This window comes from Arthrobacter sp. AG258 (assembly GCF_004364695.1).
Classification (GTDB): Bacteria; Actinomycetota; Actinomycetes; order Actinomycetales; family Micrococcaceae; genus Arthrobacter.
Map to the genome: position 1 here is coordinate 79,888 of NZ_SOBI01000002.1, position 16,888 is coordinate 96,775.

16 protein-coding genes are annotated in these 16,888 nt (G+C 66.5%); 1 reads left to right on the forward strand and 15 read right to left on the reverse strand.

Features of this window, described 5'->3' with window-relative positions:
• Positions 1 to 31 precede the first annotated feature (31 nt).
• The 8 genes from DFO47_RS03600 to DFO47_RS03635 all read right to left on the reverse strand — a co-directional run bounded on the left by DFO47_RS03600 (position 32) and on the right by DFO47_RS03635 (position 11,671).
• Entirely contained in the window at positions 32 to 652 is a 621-nt protein-coding gene (locus DFO47_RS03600) for a hypothetical protein (RefSeq protein WP_133830735.1), read from the reverse strand.
• 107 nt (positions 653 to 759) lie between these two features.
• The gene (locus tag DFO47_RS03605; RefSeq protein WP_133830736.1) at positions 760 to 3,549 is read right to left on the reverse strand and encodes an AAA family ATPase; all 2,790 of its coding nucleotides are present in this window, start codon (positions 3,547 to 3,549) and stop codon (positions 760 to 762) included.
• A 328-nt stretch (positions 3,550 to 3,877) separates the two neighbouring features.
• Positions 3,878 to 4,087, reverse strand: a complete 210-nt coding sequence (locus DFO47_RS03610) for a hypothetical protein (RefSeq protein WP_133830737.1) — start codon at positions 4,085 to 4,087, stop codon at positions 3,878 to 3,880.
• Positions 4,088 to 4,194: 107 nt separating this feature from the next.
• Positions 4,195 to 6,138 carry an AAA family ATPase gene (locus tag DFO47_RS03615; protein WP_133830738.1) on the reverse strand — a complete coding sequence of 648 codons (1,944 nt, stop codon included), beginning with the start codon at positions 6,136 to 6,138 and terminating at the stop codon, positions 4,195 to 4,197.
• Between the two features lie 147 nt (positions 6,139 to 6,285).
• Entirely contained in the window at positions 6,286 to 7,977 is a 1,692-nt protein-coding gene (locus tag DFO47_RS03620) for a hypothetical protein (RefSeq protein WP_133830739.1), read from the reverse strand.
• A gap of 103 nt (positions 7,978 to 8,080) precedes the next feature.
• Positions 8,081 to 9,325, reverse strand: a complete 1,245-nt coding sequence (locus tag DFO47_RS03625; protein ID WP_133830740.1) for a MoxR family ATPase — start codon at positions 9,323 to 9,325, stop codon at positions 8,081 to 8,083.
• Positions 9,326 to 9,545: 220 nt separating this feature from the next.
• Positions 9,546 to 10,577 carry a hypothetical protein gene (locus tag DFO47_RS03630; protein WP_133830741.1) on the reverse strand — a complete coding sequence of 344 codons (1,032 nt, stop codon included), beginning with the start codon at positions 10,575 to 10,577 and terminating at the stop codon, positions 9,546 to 9,548.
• A 137-nt stretch (positions 10,578 to 10,714) separates the two neighbouring features.
• Complete coding sequence (locus DFO47_RS03635; protein WP_133830742.1) at positions 10,715 to 11,671, reverse strand: hypothetical protein; 957 nt, start codon at positions 11,669 to 11,671, stop codon at positions 10,715 to 10,717.
• A 171-nt stretch (positions 11,672 to 11,842) separates the two neighbouring features.
• On the opposite strand from DFO47_RS03635, the gene DFO47_RS03640 reads away from it, so the two are divergent.
• Entirely contained in the window at positions 11,843 to 12,400 is a 558-nt protein-coding gene (locus DFO47_RS03640) for a LysM peptidoglycan-binding domain-containing protein (RefSeq protein WP_208294361.1), read from the forward strand.
• Between the two features lie 70 nt (positions 12,401 to 12,470).
• Here the strand turns inward: DFO47_RS03640 and DFO47_RS03645 are convergent, their stop codons facing one another.
• The 7 genes from DFO47_RS03645 to DFO47_RS03675 form a co-directional block, all read right to left on the reverse strand.
• On the reverse strand, positions 12,471 to 12,812 hold the full coding sequence (locus DFO47_RS03645) for a hypothetical protein (protein WP_133830743.1): 342 nt from the start codon (positions 12,810 to 12,812) through the stop codon (positions 12,471 to 12,473).
• Complete coding sequence (locus DFO47_RS03650) at positions 12,805 to 13,107, reverse strand: hypothetical protein (protein WP_133830744.1); 303 nt, start codon at positions 13,105 to 13,107, stop codon at positions 12,805 to 12,807. The genes DFO47_RS03645 and DFO47_RS03650 overlap by 8 nt, the downstream gene beginning before the upstream one ends.
• 216 nt (positions 13,108 to 13,323) lie before the next feature.
• On the reverse strand, positions 13,324 to 13,851 hold the full coding sequence (locus DFO47_RS03655) for a hypothetical protein (protein WP_133830745.1): 528 nt from the start codon (positions 13,849 to 13,851) through the stop codon (positions 13,324 to 13,326).
• A 169-nt stretch (positions 13,852 to 14,020) separates the two neighbouring features.
• Positions 14,021 to 14,467 (reverse strand): hypothetical protein, encoded by a 447-nt coding sequence (locus DFO47_RS03660; RefSeq protein WP_133830746.1) that lies wholly within the window; start codon positions 14,465 to 14,467, stop codon positions 14,021 to 14,023.
• 101 nt (positions 14,468 to 14,568) lie between these two features.
• The gene (locus DFO47_RS03665; RefSeq protein WP_133830747.1) at positions 14,569 to 15,207 is read right to left on the reverse strand and encodes a hypothetical protein; all 639 of its coding nucleotides are present in this window, start codon (positions 15,205 to 15,207) and stop codon (positions 14,569 to 14,571) included.
• Entirely contained in the window at positions 15,204 to 16,325 is a 1,122-nt protein-coding gene (locus DFO47_RS03670) for a hypothetical protein (RefSeq protein WP_133830748.1), read from the reverse strand. Before DFO47_RS03670 ends, DFO47_RS03665 begins: the two co-directional genes overlap by 4 nt.
• A complete protein-coding gene (locus DFO47_RS03675) occupies positions 16,325 to 16,882 on the reverse strand; it encodes a hypothetical protein (RefSeq protein ID WP_133830749.1) in 558 nt (185 codons plus the stop codon). The genes DFO47_RS03670 and DFO47_RS03675 overlap by 1 nt, the downstream gene beginning before the upstream one ends.
• Positions 16,883 to 16,888: the final 6 nt, after the last annotated feature.

The following is a 16,888-nucleotide window of genomic DNA, read 5'->3' on the forward strand; positions in this document are numbered from 1 at the left end:
TTGTGGTCGGGGCCGTCCGCTCGGGCGGTGCTCAGAGGATCGGCAGTGGCCGGCCGGAGGGCTTGTAGTGGCCGTCGGCCTCGTCGAGCACGGCCTCGGTGAGGAGCACGGTGGCGGGCATGAGGAACGCACCCACGAGCGCGGCGAGGCGCTGCTCGTCGGCCAGCACCCGCTCGGGGATGCTGCCGCGGGAGCTGAAGAACATGTCGGCACGCTCGATGAGGCTGGCCCGGCGGGCCTCTCTGGAGGTGAAGTGCTCGGCGATAGTCTGTCCGGGGCCGTACTCGGTGATCACCGAATAGAGCGCGGCGGGAACCTCGGTCTTCTTGCGGGTTGTGCTCACGTAGACCTGGACGCCCCATCGGCGGCAGAGCTTGGCGATGGCGTTGACCACGCTGTCCGGGGCGCTCTCCCACTGCCCGGAGCTGGACTGGTACAGCTCGTGCACTTCGTTCGCGGCGGAGGCGTCGATTGCGCCCAGGACGACGTCCGAGGCGGTCAGCAGCTGCGCGCACATGCGCAGCCGGAATGCTGGCGAGGGGTAGTGGTCGTGGAAGACGATCCGGTCGTCGTGGCAGATGACCAGGTCGTAGGCACTGTCGGGGCCCGGCACGAGCTCCTCTGAGCCGGCCTGGATTCCAGTGGCGGTCATGGCGTGCTCCTTCGAAGCTGCATTGGCTGTGTTTATGGGATGGGAAGCAGGAGGCGCGGGCGCTCCGACCTCTCGTGGAGGTGGAGCGCCCGCGCCGGTGCCGTCGGTCAGACGGCTTCTGCGATCTGCTGCTGGTCGCCGGCGGTACCGGCGTCCTCGTCGTCGACCAGAAGGGTCGGGTCGATGCCCGCAGCGCGCTGCGCGTTCTTCTCGTCACGCTCGGTGAGGGCGTTGACGATCTGTTCGTAGCTGCTCTGGATCGGCGGGTTCTTCGCCGTGCCGTAGGAGAGCACGTACTGGCTCTTCATGGCGCGCGTGAACGCGACGTAGAACATCCGCTTGGTGTCCTGGGTCATCTTCGCGTCCTCCTTGTAGAGGACGACGACGTTGTCGAACTCGAGGCCCTTGGCACCGTGGATCGTCGAGACGACGAGATCGGCCTTGGACTCGAGGTTCTTCCGCTTGCGCTCCTGGTTCTTCTGCTTGTTCACGTTCAGCTTCTGCTGGTTGCGCGTGATCTCGAAGGACAGGAGGTTGTCGCGGAGCCGGTCGAAGAACACGTTCGCAGGCAGGCTGCCCTGGTTGCACAGGGCCACCCAGCCGTTGATCGCGGCGCTGTTCTCGACCCACCACTCGGAGATGGTGCGCAGGATTGCCTTCTCGACGTTGACGTTTCCGGCATTCTTCGTCAGCTTGCCCATGTTGTCCTTGATCCCCTGCGAGACCACGAACGAGGCGTTGGCCGGCTGCACCTGCAGGACGTCGTTCCAGAAGAACTTGATGTACTTCGAGAAGATGTCCGTGGCGTAGACGCGGTCGCTGACGAGCGAGGCCACGTGCTTGTTCGGGTAGGCCTTCTCGAGCACTTCCTGGATCAGCGCCACCTCACGGCGGGCGTAGGCCAGGAAGGCCACCTGCTCGCCGCGGTCCAGGCAGGCCTGAACGTACTCCGGGATCACCGTGTTGCGCACGAGCGGCTGAAGGTCGTTGGCGATGAAGCCGGTCAGGCGGGCCACCTCGTGGTAGTTGAGGGTGACCTTCTCCTGGAAGGAGTCGGCCGTGGGCACCGCCAGCGAGTTGGCCTGCAGCTGGATGTTGGCGAACTGGTTGGTCTCCAGACCGCCAAGCACGACGTTCGCGAAGTCGAGAATCTCCTGGTTGCTCCGGTAATTCGTCGTGAGCCGGAAGGTTGCGAAGACCCCCGAGCCCTCCAGCGTGTTGAGCGCCCTCGGGTTGGCCGATCGGAACTCGTACAGCGTCTGGCTGGCGTCCCCGACGATGAACAGCGACTGGGCGTGCTTGGTGATGTACTTCAGCACGTAGATGAACTCGAAGACCGAGTTGTCCTGGACCTCGTCGATGATCAGGTACTTGCTCTGCACGTGGGCAGGCTCGGACATGTCATCGATCTTCTGGTAGCAGATGATGATCTGCAGCTCCAGCGAGGTCTGCTCGATGCGGTCGAGCAGCGCGATCACCTCGTCGAAGTGGTTCTCGACGAAGGTGTTCAGGGCCGTGAACGCGCCGGTCTTGTTCTGGTCGACCTCCAGCAGGCGGTGTCGGAACGTCGCCGCGAACTGGCTGTTCGGGTAGAAGATGTCGATCGAGTTGATGATCGTGTCGATGGCCGAGACCTTGTGGGTCGGGTGGTTCATCGAATAGATGTCGATGATCATCTTGGCGATCGTCATCGAGCCGACGTTCGGGTTCTTCTCCGTGATGTTGTCGGCGGCGGCGTTGGTGAACGACAGGACGGTGATGTCGCTGGCGGGCACCCCGCAGGTCTCGAGGTACTTGATGCGCTCAAGGATCACGGTCGACTTGCCTGTGCCCGCGCCGGCCTGCGTCATCACGAGCGGCTCGTGCGTGCTGAGCGCGTCGAGCTGCTGCTTGGACAGGTGCGGCGGGAAGACCGGGGCCGTGGCCGGCTGGGGCGGCGTGAGGAGCTGGCCCTTCATGCGCTCCAGGTGGTCGAGGGTGTGGTTCATCAGCAGGCTGAGGTTCTGCTTGGACAGCTTCGCCGCGATCGGCGCGGAGAACGTGGTGTCCAGCTGCTGGTGGATCCGGCGGTAGGCCTCCAGCGGGACGTTGTAGTTCTCCAGGTAGCGCAGCTGCACCGCGAGCATGTTCAGCTGCTCCTCGGTGGGGCTGGCCGGCATGTCCTGCACGTACTGGCAGACGGTGTCCGAGATGGCCTCGGAGTCCCAGATCTGGGCCAGGCGCGTGATGCGCTCGTAGATCGGGTACTCGTCCATCCAGTCGGCGAGCTTGTCGAGGTTGGTGGCACTCAACCCTGCGGCCGAGAGCACATCCTCGATGACGTCGCGGGCATTCTCTGCGGGGCTGGTGTCCCACTGCAGGAACACCGCCGCGTCGTGGTTGCCGTAGCCGATGGAGCGGGACACCGATACGGCGCGCTCGGGCTCGGCCAAGCCCTGCTTGAGGAAGTAGAGCTCCAGGCGGTACTGGATCACCAGGTCACGGCGGATCTTGTCGCCGGACTTATCCTCGTACACGGTCAGGGCCTGGGGGGTCATGTCGAAGTGCACGTCCCAGGAGTTGGTCGGCGTGGCGATGTCGAGCTCGAAGCGGTCATCGACATGCGGTACCGGCAGCGTGAACGACCCGCCCGAGAGCAGGGAGCGGCGCGTGATCGGGGCCAGCGGCACCAGCGCGGTGGTGATGTCGTGGTGGGTCGAGCTCTGCTTGACCTCGATGTCGCGGTCAACCGCGTAGGCGGTGTTGGTCGCGGTGTTGATCGGCCGCAGGCTCTCATTGAGCAGGCCGGTCTTCTTGCCGGACCCGGTCAGGCGCGAGGAGAAGAACTTCGGGTCGACGGTCTTCTGGGCAGCGACGGCGGCTGCGGAAAGGTCGATGTCGTCAAGCAGAATAGGCATGGTGTCGTCTTTCTTCGAACGAATCAGTAGGCGGGTCGAGAGGGTTTGTCGAATGGAAGCCGCATAGACCATTCTCACAGGAGACGAATGGTCAGTCGAATGCTCGTAGACGAGCGCTTGGGTCACGGGCGCGGGCATGAGAGCGGGAGGGCTCGCCTCTGGCGACGAGCCCTCCCGCGCTCCTCTCAACCCACCCGTCAGGGGCCGTGAGGCCCCTGAATCCGGGCGCGGCGGCGTCAGCCCCGCGGACCCGGACACCGCGCGCTACCCATGCGCGCGGCGGTCAATCGCAGGCTCACCTCTTGGGTAGGCCCGGCGGGAAGCACCTTCAGTCGGCGTTCCAGGGATTGGCCTTGGTGACGGACCCGGAGGGGTCCACCTCGACAAGGCCGAGCATGAGTGCGAGATCACGGCAGTCGGCCGCGTCCGCCGAGTGGGCGGAGACCAGCAGCAGTGCGTCGTCGCAGATCTGCTCGCTCCTGTCTTCGGGCTGTGCCGCACGGACTGTGCCGACGGCGGTGGTGGTCGTGGTGGTCATGGCAGTGACGTCCTTCTTCCTGTGTTCGAACGCGGTACGCGCACGCACGAGCGCCCCCACCCCGGGTATCCGGGACAGGGGCGCTCGAACGCAGTGTGGTGCCGGGATCAATCGACGGCCAGCGCCTCCGGCTCGTCGGAGACGGCGGCAGCGGGTGGGATGAACGCAGTCGACGCAGCCGACGCAGCCTGGGCAGCGAGCAGCCGGTCCTCGATCCACGCGCGCACGGCCTTGCCGGCCGGACGCGCACCCTGGGAGTCGACGTAGGTTTCCTCGGCGACGGCACGCAGCTCGTCGTCGGGGATCGACGCGGGCAGTGTCTGGCCCAGGCGGGGCCTGGCGTCCAGGATCCGTTCGCGCTGGCGGCTGTACTCCGCCGCGAGGATCTCCCGGTAGGCCTGCTCGTCGACCGGGTTGAAACCCACGACGAGTGAGAACCGCCCGAGCAGCTCTGCGTCGAAGAACTGAGCCAGCTCCTTGGTCAGGGACCGGTGGGAGACCGCCGGCGGGGCCGAGCCGAAGCCGACCGGCTTGCGGTTCAGGGCTTCCCGCGCGGCGTTGGTCGTGCAGATCACCAGCGCCTTGGAGAAGTCCAGCACCTTGCCGTGGGCGTTGCGGATGTAGCCCTCGTCGAAGGCCGAGAGGAACAGCCGCTGCACGGCTTTGTCCGCCTTCTCGAACTCGTCGAGCAGGATCACCCGGTGGGGGTTGGACTCGAGCGTGTCGAATGGCAGCTCGCGGTTGGAGTCCGAGCCCACGTAGCCGGGAGGTGCCCCGACGATCTTCGCGGTGTCCGAGGGAGTGTGGAACTCCGTCATGTTCAGGATGATCGGCTCGGTGCCGGTCATCTGCTCCGCAATGATCTTCGCGGTCTCGGTCTTGCCCACGCCCGAGGCTCCGGCGAGCATCCAGGTTGTCGGGGTCGACGTCGGGAACAGGTCCAGCTCCTCGCGGGCCAGGCGGTCCACGAGCTTCTCGAGCACGTCGTCCTGTCCGCGCAGGCGGCCCAGCAGGGTCGCCCGGAGGGTTGCGACGTCGAACTCCGGGCGCTGGGCGTTTCCGGTCATCAGACGCTTGGCCACGTCCAGGACGCGCTTGGTAGTCAGCGGCACCTGCGGGATCGACCGCAAGGTGTTCACGAGTGCCGTGTCTCCGGCTGCCTCGGCCTGGACGATGAGCTTCTTCTGCTCCAGCACACGGTCGGCCATCGCCCGGTCCAGCAGCGTGATGGCGCTGTCGGGGCGGTGCTGCCCGGCACGGGAATTCTCCTCCGCGATCCGGACCGTCTCCGCCAGGACATCGTCGGAGACCGCGATCTGGTGGCGGTAGTGCGCCACCAGGCCCGGCCGGACGCTGCCGAGCACCGTGAGGGTTTGCTCGACGGTCAGTTCGTCGACGATGAGCGGGGTGAAGCGCCGCGCGAAGGCAGGGTCGTCGTCGAAGGCCCGGGACTCGGTGGAGGTGGTGGCACCGATGACGCGCATGTCGCCGCGGGCCAGGGCAGGCTTGAGCACCTGCGAGACCTTTCGCAGCACTGAGTCGGTGTGGGAGGTGGATCCACCGGTGATCTGGTGGATCTCGTCCATGAACAGGATGACCTTGTTCTTGGGGTCTGAGGCGAAGTCGATGACGGTCTGGACCTTCTCCTCCAGCTGCCCGACGATGCCGGAGCCGGCGACGAGGTTGGTGATGGGCAGCTCGTAGACGGTGAAGCCCTTGAGCTGGTCCGGGATGAGGGTGTCGCCCAGGGCGATCCGGCGGGCGATGTCCTCGACGATCCGGGTCTTACCAACGCCGGCGGAGCCCTTCAGGAGCACGTTCGGCTTGTTCCGGCTGATCAGGACGGAGAGGACCTGCTCGATGAGCGCGTCGCGGAACATCGTCGGGTCGGCGTTCTTGAACTTCTCGTTGTAGTCGACGAGGAGCTCCTTGACGGCGTCGTCGGACTGGCCGCTCTGGCTGGGGATGCCGCCCATGGGCGGGAAGCTCGGAGGCGTGCCGCCGCTGTTCGTGTCGTCGTCGGAGCCCGACGTGAAGTTGTTGAGGCCCATCGCGGGTCCCTCCTTCGGTGGGGTTCGCCGGGCGGCGCGCTGGGTGGGCGCGCCGGGATGCCCGGCAGGGTTACGGGTAGGTCTGAGGGAGGAGGAGACGCCGGCCGGTTCGGCCGGTCGGCGTCTCCCCTGTGGCCGGGAGCAGGATCAGAGGACCATGCCCAGCAGCTTCTGCCGGATGCTCGGGTCGATGTGCTGCATGCCGTTCGCGTACGCCTCGGCGGAACGGACCATGTACTTCCAGTCCATGGCCGAGCACGGGGCGTAGTAGAGGTTCGGCGGGTGCTCCTCGCGTCTCGAGGGCGGAGACCACTCGAAGTCGGTGATCATCAGCGACAGCCGGCGCTTGCGCACCGGGGAGGCGTTGATGTAGTCCCACACCTGCTTGAACTCGGTGCCGCCGGTGACCTTGGGCACCTTCCGGAACTCCTGCCAGATCTGCCGCGTCGACTTGTTCTCGACCTTCAGCAGCGTCTCCTGGGAGAGCATGTGGCTGAAGGAGTTGAAGTACAGGTTGACGTTGAGCTTCTTGGCGATCCGGATGAGCATCAGCACCGCCTCCTGGTAGTTCTCCTCGGAGATCGACCCGGAGGTGTCGATGAAGACGTGCAGGTCGGGCATGTACTGCACCGAGGTGATCCGGCCCGGCTTGTTGAAGTCGTCCGGGTTGCGGCGGTTGGCCTTGAGGAAGGTCGTCTTCGTCGTCCGGTAGACGTTCTGGGACTTGTTGACCTTGCCCATGCGCTTGAGCACCCGGGTGATGTCCTTGAACAGGTCCAGCTTCGTGGGCGGGGCCTTGCGGAACTTCACCTGGGCCGAGCGCGAGCCCGGCTGTCCCGGCTGCTGCCGTGCGCCCATGGCAGCGGCCCTGGCAGCTGCTCGCGGGAGCGAGGTCAGCTTGGACAGCGCGGCGTTGGAGACGACTTTCACGGGTGAGGCGAGGGACTGGTTGATGAGGTTCCACTCCCCCGTTACCTTCGCGGCGGTGGCGCGGGCGTGGGCCTCGACATTGACCAGGACCAGCGACCGCGGGCAGAACAGCTCCCCGACGGTAAACGGCATGATGCCGGTGTCGAGGGCGGCCGCGCCTGTTGAGGCGGCCTTGCGCTGCTGGTCGACGTAAGTCATCAGCATGCGGATGACCAGCCGGGCGAAAGAGAACTCGTCGTTGCCGTCGGAGTCGTCCTTGCGCAGCAGCAGCGATTCGGTCAGCCCCTTGAGCGAGAGGTTCGCAAAGTCGTTCAGCAGCCGGAGGGTGTCCGCCGGCATCGCGTTCGCGCCGGCCATCGTCTGCACCTGCTGGTTCAGCCAGATCTTGAAGCCGTCGAACGCGGCAGAGGACTGGAACCAGTACCCGAGGGTATTCGGGTGGTAGGTGTAGGCGACGGAGGCGAAGAAGGCGCTCTCGTCGGCGGAGCCTGCGAGCAGGCCCTTGGCCGCGGGGATGACATCGTTCTGGGCTGAGTACAGGACCCGGGCTGACGGCGCGGGCCACTTGTTCTGCTGCCCGGCCTGGACAGCGAACAGTTCGCCCACCGGCAGGGGCGTGCCCTGGTCATAGCTGACCATGGTCTGCCCGAGCAGCGCCTTGGCGTTCTTCTCGGCGGCCGGGTCCATCGTCTCGCCGAGGCAGCGCATGACGATGTCCAGGACGTCGCCGGTGATGCCGTGGCCCGAGCCGTCGACGATGCTCGCCGGAGCGCTGGGGTTCAGCGGCTCCAGCAGCGGGTCGACCAGGACCTTCTGGATGGCCGGTATGGGGTCGTAGTCGCCCGTGCACGAGATCGTGTGCAGGGCGTCGAGCACCGCCGGCTTCTGGTTCGTGACGGTGATCGTCATCGTGGTCTCCTAATGCGGTCTGAGGTGACTGGTGTCGTGGGATGGCGGGGGACGCTCCGGAACGGAGCCGGTGGCGTCCCCCGCCGCCCGGTGCCGGGTCGGCTCAGAGGAAGGCCGACAGGGACGGCTTGACCGCGGCCACGATCGGCGAGTCGACCTCGAGGAAGGCCTCCAGGTTCTGCCGGTCGAACTGCCCGGTCGTCACCAGCTCGAACAGGGTGCGCGTGTGCTCCGGCTCAATCTGGATGGCGGCCTGCGCCAGCTGCTCGATGAGGCGCGAGTTGTCCTCCTTCTCCTTCATCGCGTAGAGCAGCGAGCCGGAGACCTCGTTCTGGGTCAGGCCCGAGATCTGCGCGGCAAGGTCGGTGACCGTGCCCGCGGACTTGAGGGTCGTGTAGCAGTTCGGCTTGGGCACATTGACGCGGTTGTGTGCGGGGCCGCCCGAGTTCGATGCGAGGTCTTCGGCGATAACCGCCACGAGCTGGGTGGTGAACATGGTGTCGCCGGTGAAGGCCTCGATCGCCTCGTTGAGCAGCGAGGTGTCGCGGCCGCCGATCTGGACCGGGGTCGCCAGGTGGCTTGCCAGCTCCTGGCGGTCGACGCGGTTCAGCCACCGGGAGAGGTGGTCGATGGTGCGCGGCGTGGTGAGCTGGTTCATCTCCTCGCCGCCGTCGAACAGCTCGGCCATGGTGACGTTGCCGTCGTCATCGTCGTCATCGCGGCCGTCGGCCACGATGGAGTTCGGCGTCGACTTCTGGAAGATGAGTCCGGGGTGCTGGGTGAGGACTTTCTTCACCCAGGGGTTGAGCGCGTCTCCGAGGACGGACATGAGGGTTGTCGCATCGGGCTCGACGTGGAAGATCGCGAAGCGCGACAGCGAGGCCTCGTCGAGAGTCGTGACGTTGCCCTTGTCGTTGCCCGCCACGATGAGGCGCACGTTCTCCGGCAGTTCGATGTGGCCCATGCGCCGCAGGGTCACCAGGGTGAGCGCGCCGGAGGTCACGTCGGAGGTCGTGCGGTTGATCTCGTCGAGGAAGAGGATCGGCCACTCGCGCGGGTTCTCCAGCGCGTAGTCGATGCACTCCTGAATGACCTGGTGCGGGTAAAAGACCTGCTTGTAGGACTGTGTCCCGTCGGTCTTCTCGTAGGGCACCAGGCGCGCGCCGGTGAGGTCGGCCTTGTCGGCGAGCTGGTTGCAGGGCAGGACGAAGGCTTTGGTGCCCATCGAGTAGGCGAGGGCCTCGACGAAGGAGGACTTGCCGATGCCGGGCTCGCCCATGAGCGCGGGCGTGGCCCCGACCTCGAGGGACTGCTGGATCAGAGTCGTCAGGGTGTCGTTGAACTTCATGGGAATGTCTTTCTGGTCGTGGGTGAGCTGTGAGCAGGTGAGACGGGAGACGGACCCACGGCAGGGCTGAGCGCCGTACGGGACATGTCGGAAGCAGGGCCACAAGGCCCGGTGACGGGGGCGGTCGGGCTCAGAAGCCCACCGCCTCCCCATCCCCGATCGGGCTCCGCCCGATCCAGTCCTTGTTCCACCGCCAAACCGATGGGCAACCCCCGAAGGTTCACCCCGCCTCGGCGGAGGCTTCCCGTGCCGCCACCAAGGCAGCGGCACGGTCCAGCAGGAACGGCCTGCCGTTGCGCATCTGGGCGTGCTTGGGCCGAGGCTCGATCACCGCCAGCGAGGTCTTGTACAGCAGCCAGGCCTCGTCACCGGAGGAGAACTGCGCGCCGAAGGACCGGTAGGTGCGCAACGGCAGCTGCATGCCGGTGTAGAGGACACCCAGGACGGAGAACTCCCAGCGGGAGCGGTCGTTGTCGAAGTCCTCGGGCGTCTTCAGCCGGTCGCGGGAGCCGGCGAGTGTCTGCTCGACGATGGCCTCGGCGTACGGGATGTCGGGCATTTCGCCGTCGGTGCCGACGGCGGTCGAGGGGATGCTGATGCTTGGCTTGGCCTTGGCGGCGAGGTCTGCATACAGGTCCGCCACCGAAGAGAACCGGTCGGAGGCTGGTCGCGCCGCAACGTGTTCGACGATCCGCTGCGGCACCGGGTTGCGGGTGAACGTGCACCAATGGTCCAGGAGGATCTCGTACCAGCCGTGCTCCTCGCGCAGGACGCGCTTGTCAGCGGCGATCGGGAAGTCGTGGAGGTTGGCAGGCAGCGGGGCGACCAGGTGGAAGCCCCGGCCCGACATCGACAGCTCCGAGTACAGGATTCCGGGCAGGCGCAGGATGTCTGCGGCCACGTCCGGCGGGCAACCGGGCTCGACGTCGATCACGATCAGACCGTCGGAGGGGGCCTGCAGGTAGAAGGCAGCGTTCGCCGCGTTCGGCAGTGTGTCGGCCAGCTGGTCGAGGGTGAGCAGGCAGGTCGCGTCCAGGGCGAAAGCTCCGCGCAGGGGGCCTGCGTGGCGGCAGCCCGGATTGCAGCCGTCGAGCAGGTGCCGCACATCGATCGGTGCCTTGCGGCCGGAGTCCTCGTCGTCGAGCTCGCCGAGCCGGCCGGAGATGGTCCAGCGGCAGGCGGTCGCCAGGGCGCGAATCGCGGGGTTGTCATAGAAGCTGGGGAAGATCGCGCGGGGATCGACGGCGGTCACATCAATGCCTTCTTGTCGGGAGCGGATGAAAACAGGGCCGGGTTGCACTCTGGCCCTGAAAGACGAGACCCCCGTACGGCATGGATGCCTGCACGGGGGTCTCGTCTGGGGGTTCGGTCGGTCGGATCGGCCTTGGATCAGCCCTGGTAGGTGATTCCGGCCTGCTGGGCATCGCCGGAGCCGCCCCACGGGCCCTGGCCGGCGGGAGCACCCACGGCCGAACCCGCGTTCTTCAACTCGGCGTTCTCACGCTCGAGGCGGGCGAGCTTCTGCTCGGGCGTCTCCTGCTGCCGCTGCACCGCGGGGACCGGGGCGGCAACCGGAGCCACGGCAGGGGCCGCCTGCGGAGTCACCGCGACCGGTTCGGTCAGGACCTGCGCGTGGGCCTGGGCGGGGACCGGACCCGCGACTGAAGCCGCGACGGCGGGCTGCGGGGCCGGGAAGGACAAGCCGTCCTCGACCTCGGTGGCGACCGGCTCCTCGCCGTTGCCGACGGCGGAGCCCGAGCCCGGCTGGGCCTGGACCGCGCGGGGCGGGGCGTTGAAGACGATGCCGCGGGCCGCGAGCTCCCCGCTGGCGACGCCGCCGGCGTTGTAGTAGCGCGGGGTCTCGTGCACAATCACCTGGTCGAGCGACAGGCCGCGGTTGGCGAAGTTCTTCGGCTTGTAGACGCGGAGCACGAGCGTCACGTCCAGTCCCTGTGCCAGCTCCTGGCCGGAGGTGTCCTGGTCATAGGTGCCATCACCCTTCTCGGACGGGATCGCGATGATCGGCAGGTTCGTGCCCTTGGAGTCGATCGAGTAGTTCGCGCCCGAGGCTGGGTTCTTCTTCGAGGTGTAGCGGCGCTCGGAGACGAACTGCTCCTCGACCGTGGGGTTCGCCGGGTCGGCGAACTGCACCTCGGCCTCGGTGATCGTCGCCGTGGTGTGCGGCTTGCCCACGGGGCTCATGCCGTTCTGGACCTTGCGCTGGTCGCTGGCGGCGAGGGCGGCACCCTCGATGAGGCTGGTCAGCCGGGCGAAGGCGAGCTTGCCGCGGATGAAGACGCTGGTGCCCTCGGTGAGCTGGTTGGCGGAGATGGAGTAGTTGGCCATGGTGGTGGGTTCCTTCTGTTGAGTGATTCGGTGGTTCTTGGCGGCCCGTCGGACTGGTCTATGACTCGTCTATCCCTTCTCCTATTCTATCAAGATGCACTGGACTACGAGTAGAATGTGCATAAGGACTCGAATGGTCGCAAATGGTGAGCTGGATAGAGAGGGACAGGGATGACGGATACGATGCACAGGCCCGAGGAGAAGGCCGCTGATGCGGCTCCCTGGGCCCGGGTGACGGCGCAGCGGCGGGACCGGCTTGGGCCCCTGGGCTATGGCGGTGGACCGGTGCTGGCGGCCGGGATCATGGCCGGTGGCGCGCTGCTGTTCGCCGGCTGGGGCGCGACGCAGCTCCTCACTGCTGACCGGAGCCCGGCGAGCGATGCGGCGGCAGCTTCCCAGCACGAGGAGGGCACCGTGACGGTGACCTTGCCGGACCGGGACCGCAACGGGGTCCCGGACGCCTTCGAGGCCAAGGCCGGTAACGGCAGCTCTGCGGACGGCCAGGGTTCGGGCACCTCGGCGTCGGGCAAGGGCGACGAGGACAAGCCGGCGCAGGTCCCCGAGCCGAAGCCACAGCCGCGGGTGTACGTGATCCAGTGGGGTGACACCCTCACGGAGATCTCGGCGGAGACCGGAGTGCCGATCGGGGCCCTGGTCGAGAAGAACCGGATCCAGGATCCGAATCTCATCTACGCCGGGGCCTCGCTGCTCATCCCGCCCACGGCGTGAGAGCAGGCCTGGGGCCCGGACTGCGCCGACCTTCAGCGCAGTCCGGGCCTCTTGCTGTGTCCGGAAACGGTCAGTCGGCGGGTCCTGCAAGCATCTGCTGCAGCGATCGCAGCCGCGCCAGCTCGGCCTGCATGCGGGCGACGTCGTCCGGCGCGTAGTCCTGGGGGTAGTCGAGCTTGTACTCGGCGAGCAGCTCGATCTTGGCGGCGAGGAGGTCCAGCACGCCCAGTTCGTCGATCAGGGCCCGGGCGAAGGCCCGGAAAGCGTCCTCGTGGGTGATCGCCGCGCCCTGGGCCCAGCCGAGGGCTGCGAGGGCGGATTCTCCGTTCTCATGGGTGAGACCGCGGGAGGTGACGACAGCGGCTGCGGCCTTCTCGGTGAGGTTCGCCATCGTCCCGGTCGGGTCAGGCATCGGCATCGCCGCCTTGCCCTGCGGCGCTGTCGCCGGCCGGGGGCGTCGGGGTCTGGATGTCCAGCCAGATCTGCATGGCATCCAGTGCGTTCGAGACCCCGTCGCCTTCGTCTAGCGTGATCAGCTCCGTCCACCCCGACTGCGTGAGCGTCGAGACGGCGAACTCTTCCCTGGCCGCAGTCACCTGGTAGAGCCCGGAGCCGGCGACTTCGTAGATGGTCCGGCCGTGCCGGGCGGAGCCTTCGGCCCGTTCGTACTTGACGGGCAGCTGGGCTGCGCGGAGAGGGACGGTCATGGGCTACTCCTGTGGGTCGTGGCTCTCAAGAACAGACGATTCGGTAACGGTGGCCGCGCCGCGCACCGCGCGGCTGCGACCACCACGGAACGACCCCCGGGACCGGCGTGAGCCGGTCCACGGTCTTTCCACCGGTTCCCCAGGGACGCAAAAGACCCCGCCTCGGCCGAAGCCGGGCGGGGTCGACCGAGCGCCGGAAGAAGTGCTGCGCCGCGCTCAGGCGGCGTCGGTGTCGGCCTCACCGGGATCCTCGGCAGCGTCGTGCTTGTCAAACAGGAAACCCCGGGCCTGGCCGCTGGCCATCATGTCTCCGAGGTGCGCCAGGAGCACCGCGCGCTGCGTGGTCCGGCGGTCCTCCAGCGGGTCGTAGTCGCGCAGGGCATCCAGGTTGACCACCCAGCCGTTCTCGCGTTCGACTGCTTCCTCAAGTTCGGAGCCGGCGGCGACGGCCATACCGGTGAAGTCGTGGTCGAACTCGGGTGTGACGTCGAGCCGCTGTGTCGGGTCGTCGATGTAAAGCGTGTCGCCGAACAGCAGCCCGCCGGAGCGGTCGAAGGCGGTGAGAAAGGCGCGGTCGGCGCGGGAGGTGTTCTCGACATGCACGGCGGCCACGGCGTCGTTGGCGAGAAAGTCCGTCTGGCTCAGACGGGCATAGGTGCGTGAGCGGGCCTCGTAGCACCACATGATCGACCGGGCCTCGTCGAATCCGCGGAACTCGTCGGAGGGGGGCTGCATATCGACCATCTGATGCTCCTTCACGGGCGTGATCACCTCAGTCCGGCGGGACATCACGATGTACGGAATCGCCGGGCTGTGGTTCCCATCCTGCCACAGGAGTGGAAAAGATTCCACTCAAATACCAAACGCCGGCACGAGGAAGACGTCCCCAGGGTGGTGGGACCCCGCGGCGGGATCAGTCTCGAGTGGAGTCAGGGCTCTTGGGCGGGTCGTCGAGCTGCTCGCTCTTGCGCGCCAGCTCCACAATGGCCCGGATGCTGGCCAGTGCGCCGTCGCTGAGCCCGTGCACACGCAGGGCGATGGTTCGCTCCTGCGGGGTCAGCTCCTGCTCGGTGGCGCTATCTGGCTCGTTCTCCTCCAGGAAGTAGGACAGGGGGACGTCGAAGGCGTCGGCCAGGGCTCGGAGGTGCTGCAGGCGGGGATTGTGAGCCTCCCCCTTGCGCAGTTGCTGCAGGTAGCTGAGCGACATCGAGGAGATGCCGCGCTGCTCCATTCTCTGGACGATTTCCTGCAGGGTGACGGGGCGACCGTGTGGTCCTGCCGTCTCCGCGAACAAGCGTTCTAGTCGCTGGGCGATGGTCACGGAGCTGGATCCTCCTCGTGATTTCAGACATGAAGTCATCGAGGCGAACGGTGCACGCGACGACACCTTCATACTAGTGGAAGATCTTCCAATGCGGTGGCATCGGCACATTTCCGGTTGCGCCGGAGCAGCGGGCAGTCCTAGCCGGCCGTGGGCATGTACGCACTGGCTCCGAGCATCACGGCGGCCGCCAGGCCGAATCCGAGTGTGAGCTCGAGGCGTGTGTGGTGCTTTAGCTTCAGCCGGGCGAAGGCGACCACGGGCAGCAGGGTTGGGAGGGCGAGCAGCCACCAGGGCGAGAGCAGCATCGCCGCGAGGACGACGAGGGAGGTGAAGCAGAACGCGTGCATGGAGACTTTCGGTCCCAGGAGGGTCACTCCCCCGGCAAGGACGAGCCCGGCAACCATCGTCGGCAGGATCCACAGCAGCGGGCGCGGTGCGTCCAGCAGCACCGCCGTTGCCATGCCTCCAAGCACAGACGCCACGCAGACCAGGAAGACCCGCCAGCGCTGATCGCGCCGGGTGACGTGTCGATCGGTGAGCTGCTCGCGCCGCACGGCGACATGGATGGTTGCTGTCGGGATCACTGCGCAGAAAGAGCCGATCAGGATGCCCCATCCGAGACCAACCCATGTATGCGGGTGGCCTGTGACGCCGCAGAGGACGCAGATGAGGAACACGGACACAGCGGGCGCGAACACGTCACTGAGGATCCGGGCGGCCCGGGCCGCAGGATCGCCGGTCTCGGGGATGCGTATTTTCGTTCCGTTCCCGGTCATCGCCCGTCCGTCCCATTCATGGCACTCATCGCTACTCGGATCTCGTAGAGGCTCTGCACAGAGGCGGCCAAGGTTTCGTCGTCTTTCAGCTTGAGCGTGCGGAGCCGGCTCAGGGCGAGTGTGAACCACCCGAGGCTGGGAACGGCGTTCTCGCCGCTGAGATGGCGCACCAGCCCCGCCGACAGGTGCGGATCCTCGGGGTGCTGCCTGTGCAGGGGTTCCAGTGCGGGGTCGTGGTCCTCGCGGATGAGTCTGAGCGCGTCGTGGGTTTCGATGGTGAGCCTTGAGAGCGTCATCAGCTGATCGAACCCCTGCCTGTCTTCGGGCGGAAGCTTTACGTCGGGGTGAAGAGTGGTGGTCGTTCGCCACAAAGGTACGACGACCTCGTGCGCGAGGCGGAGCGCGAGCCTCACCTGCGTTTCTATGCTGATGCGGCGGATGACCCCTGTTGCGAGTCCCAGGAAGAAGAAGCTGACAACGGTGACGAGGAGTTGTGTCCTCAGTTCAGTTCCGCCGACGACCGGACTGCCAAAGAGGTCCAGGAGTGATGAGCCGATGAACAGGGCAGATCCGATGGCCCCCGTAAAGACGAATGCAACCGGAAGGCGGGCGGAGAAGGGTTGGTTCTTCTGCGTCATGGTCCGCCAACAGCCGACGGCAACTACGGCAGTTGCCGCGGCGAATGCAGAGAGGTACAGGAAGTTGTAGGAGATCAGTGCCCAAGCCTGGCCGCGGGCAAGGGCGGCGTCGATGTCGACCCGGTCGTAGATGGTGCCGTCGGCATGGACGGGGATGAACCACACCAGCACGGCCTCGCCCAGGGCGATGATCCCGGCGAAGAGGTAGATGAACCGGGTTGCACGTCGTGAAAGCGGAGTCGCGCGGAACGTGAGGATGAGCAGCGCCACGGATACCTGGGCGGTCAGGATGGCAAGGCGCTTGAGGAGGTCGACGGCAGGTCCGTCTAAGGGCGGCTCCACGCCACGGCAGACCGTGGCCACGAAGAGGGCGGCACAGGTGACCCTGAGAAGGTTAACCCGGCGTCGGCGTCCTTGATACAGGGCAGAGACGATGATGATCAGGCCCATGGTGATACCGACAATGATGATCTCAGTCATCAGATCTCACCGTCCTCGTTTGATCCGGACAGGAAGGCGAGGACCTCGCTGCGTTCTTCCGATGCCCGCCGCTTCCGGTGCAGAGCATCCATCAGCCGCATGCCGGTGGTCTCGGCGCGCTTCTCCACCGGATCGTCGAACATGCTGCGCAGATGGGTGCAGTCGGTGTCGGCCCGGACGTCGCCGTGCAGGATATGGGCGAACTCGTGGAGGATTGTCTGCTCAATGTTGAGGGGCGGGAGCTCAGGGTCGTAGAAGACGTGGGCCACTCGTCCGATCACAGTGGTGAGGCCGCTGACCTCATAATGGCGCATCTCATCCGGGATGGGCCGTATCACGATCTCGAGGCCGCAAGCTGAGGCGATGGCTTTCCCGAGTGCTTCGAGGCTCAACTCGTTCGGCCAGTCGAAGAGGTCGAGCTGAGCGGGCTTCGGGGTGCAGCTGGTGGCACCGACCTTGGCAGCGCCTTTGCGCATCAGTCGGGCGAACAGGGGGTGACGGGGCTGGCCGTTCCGAGGCGTATCGGCGGTCGCAGCGGATGGAATAAAGGCAGGCATCAGCGT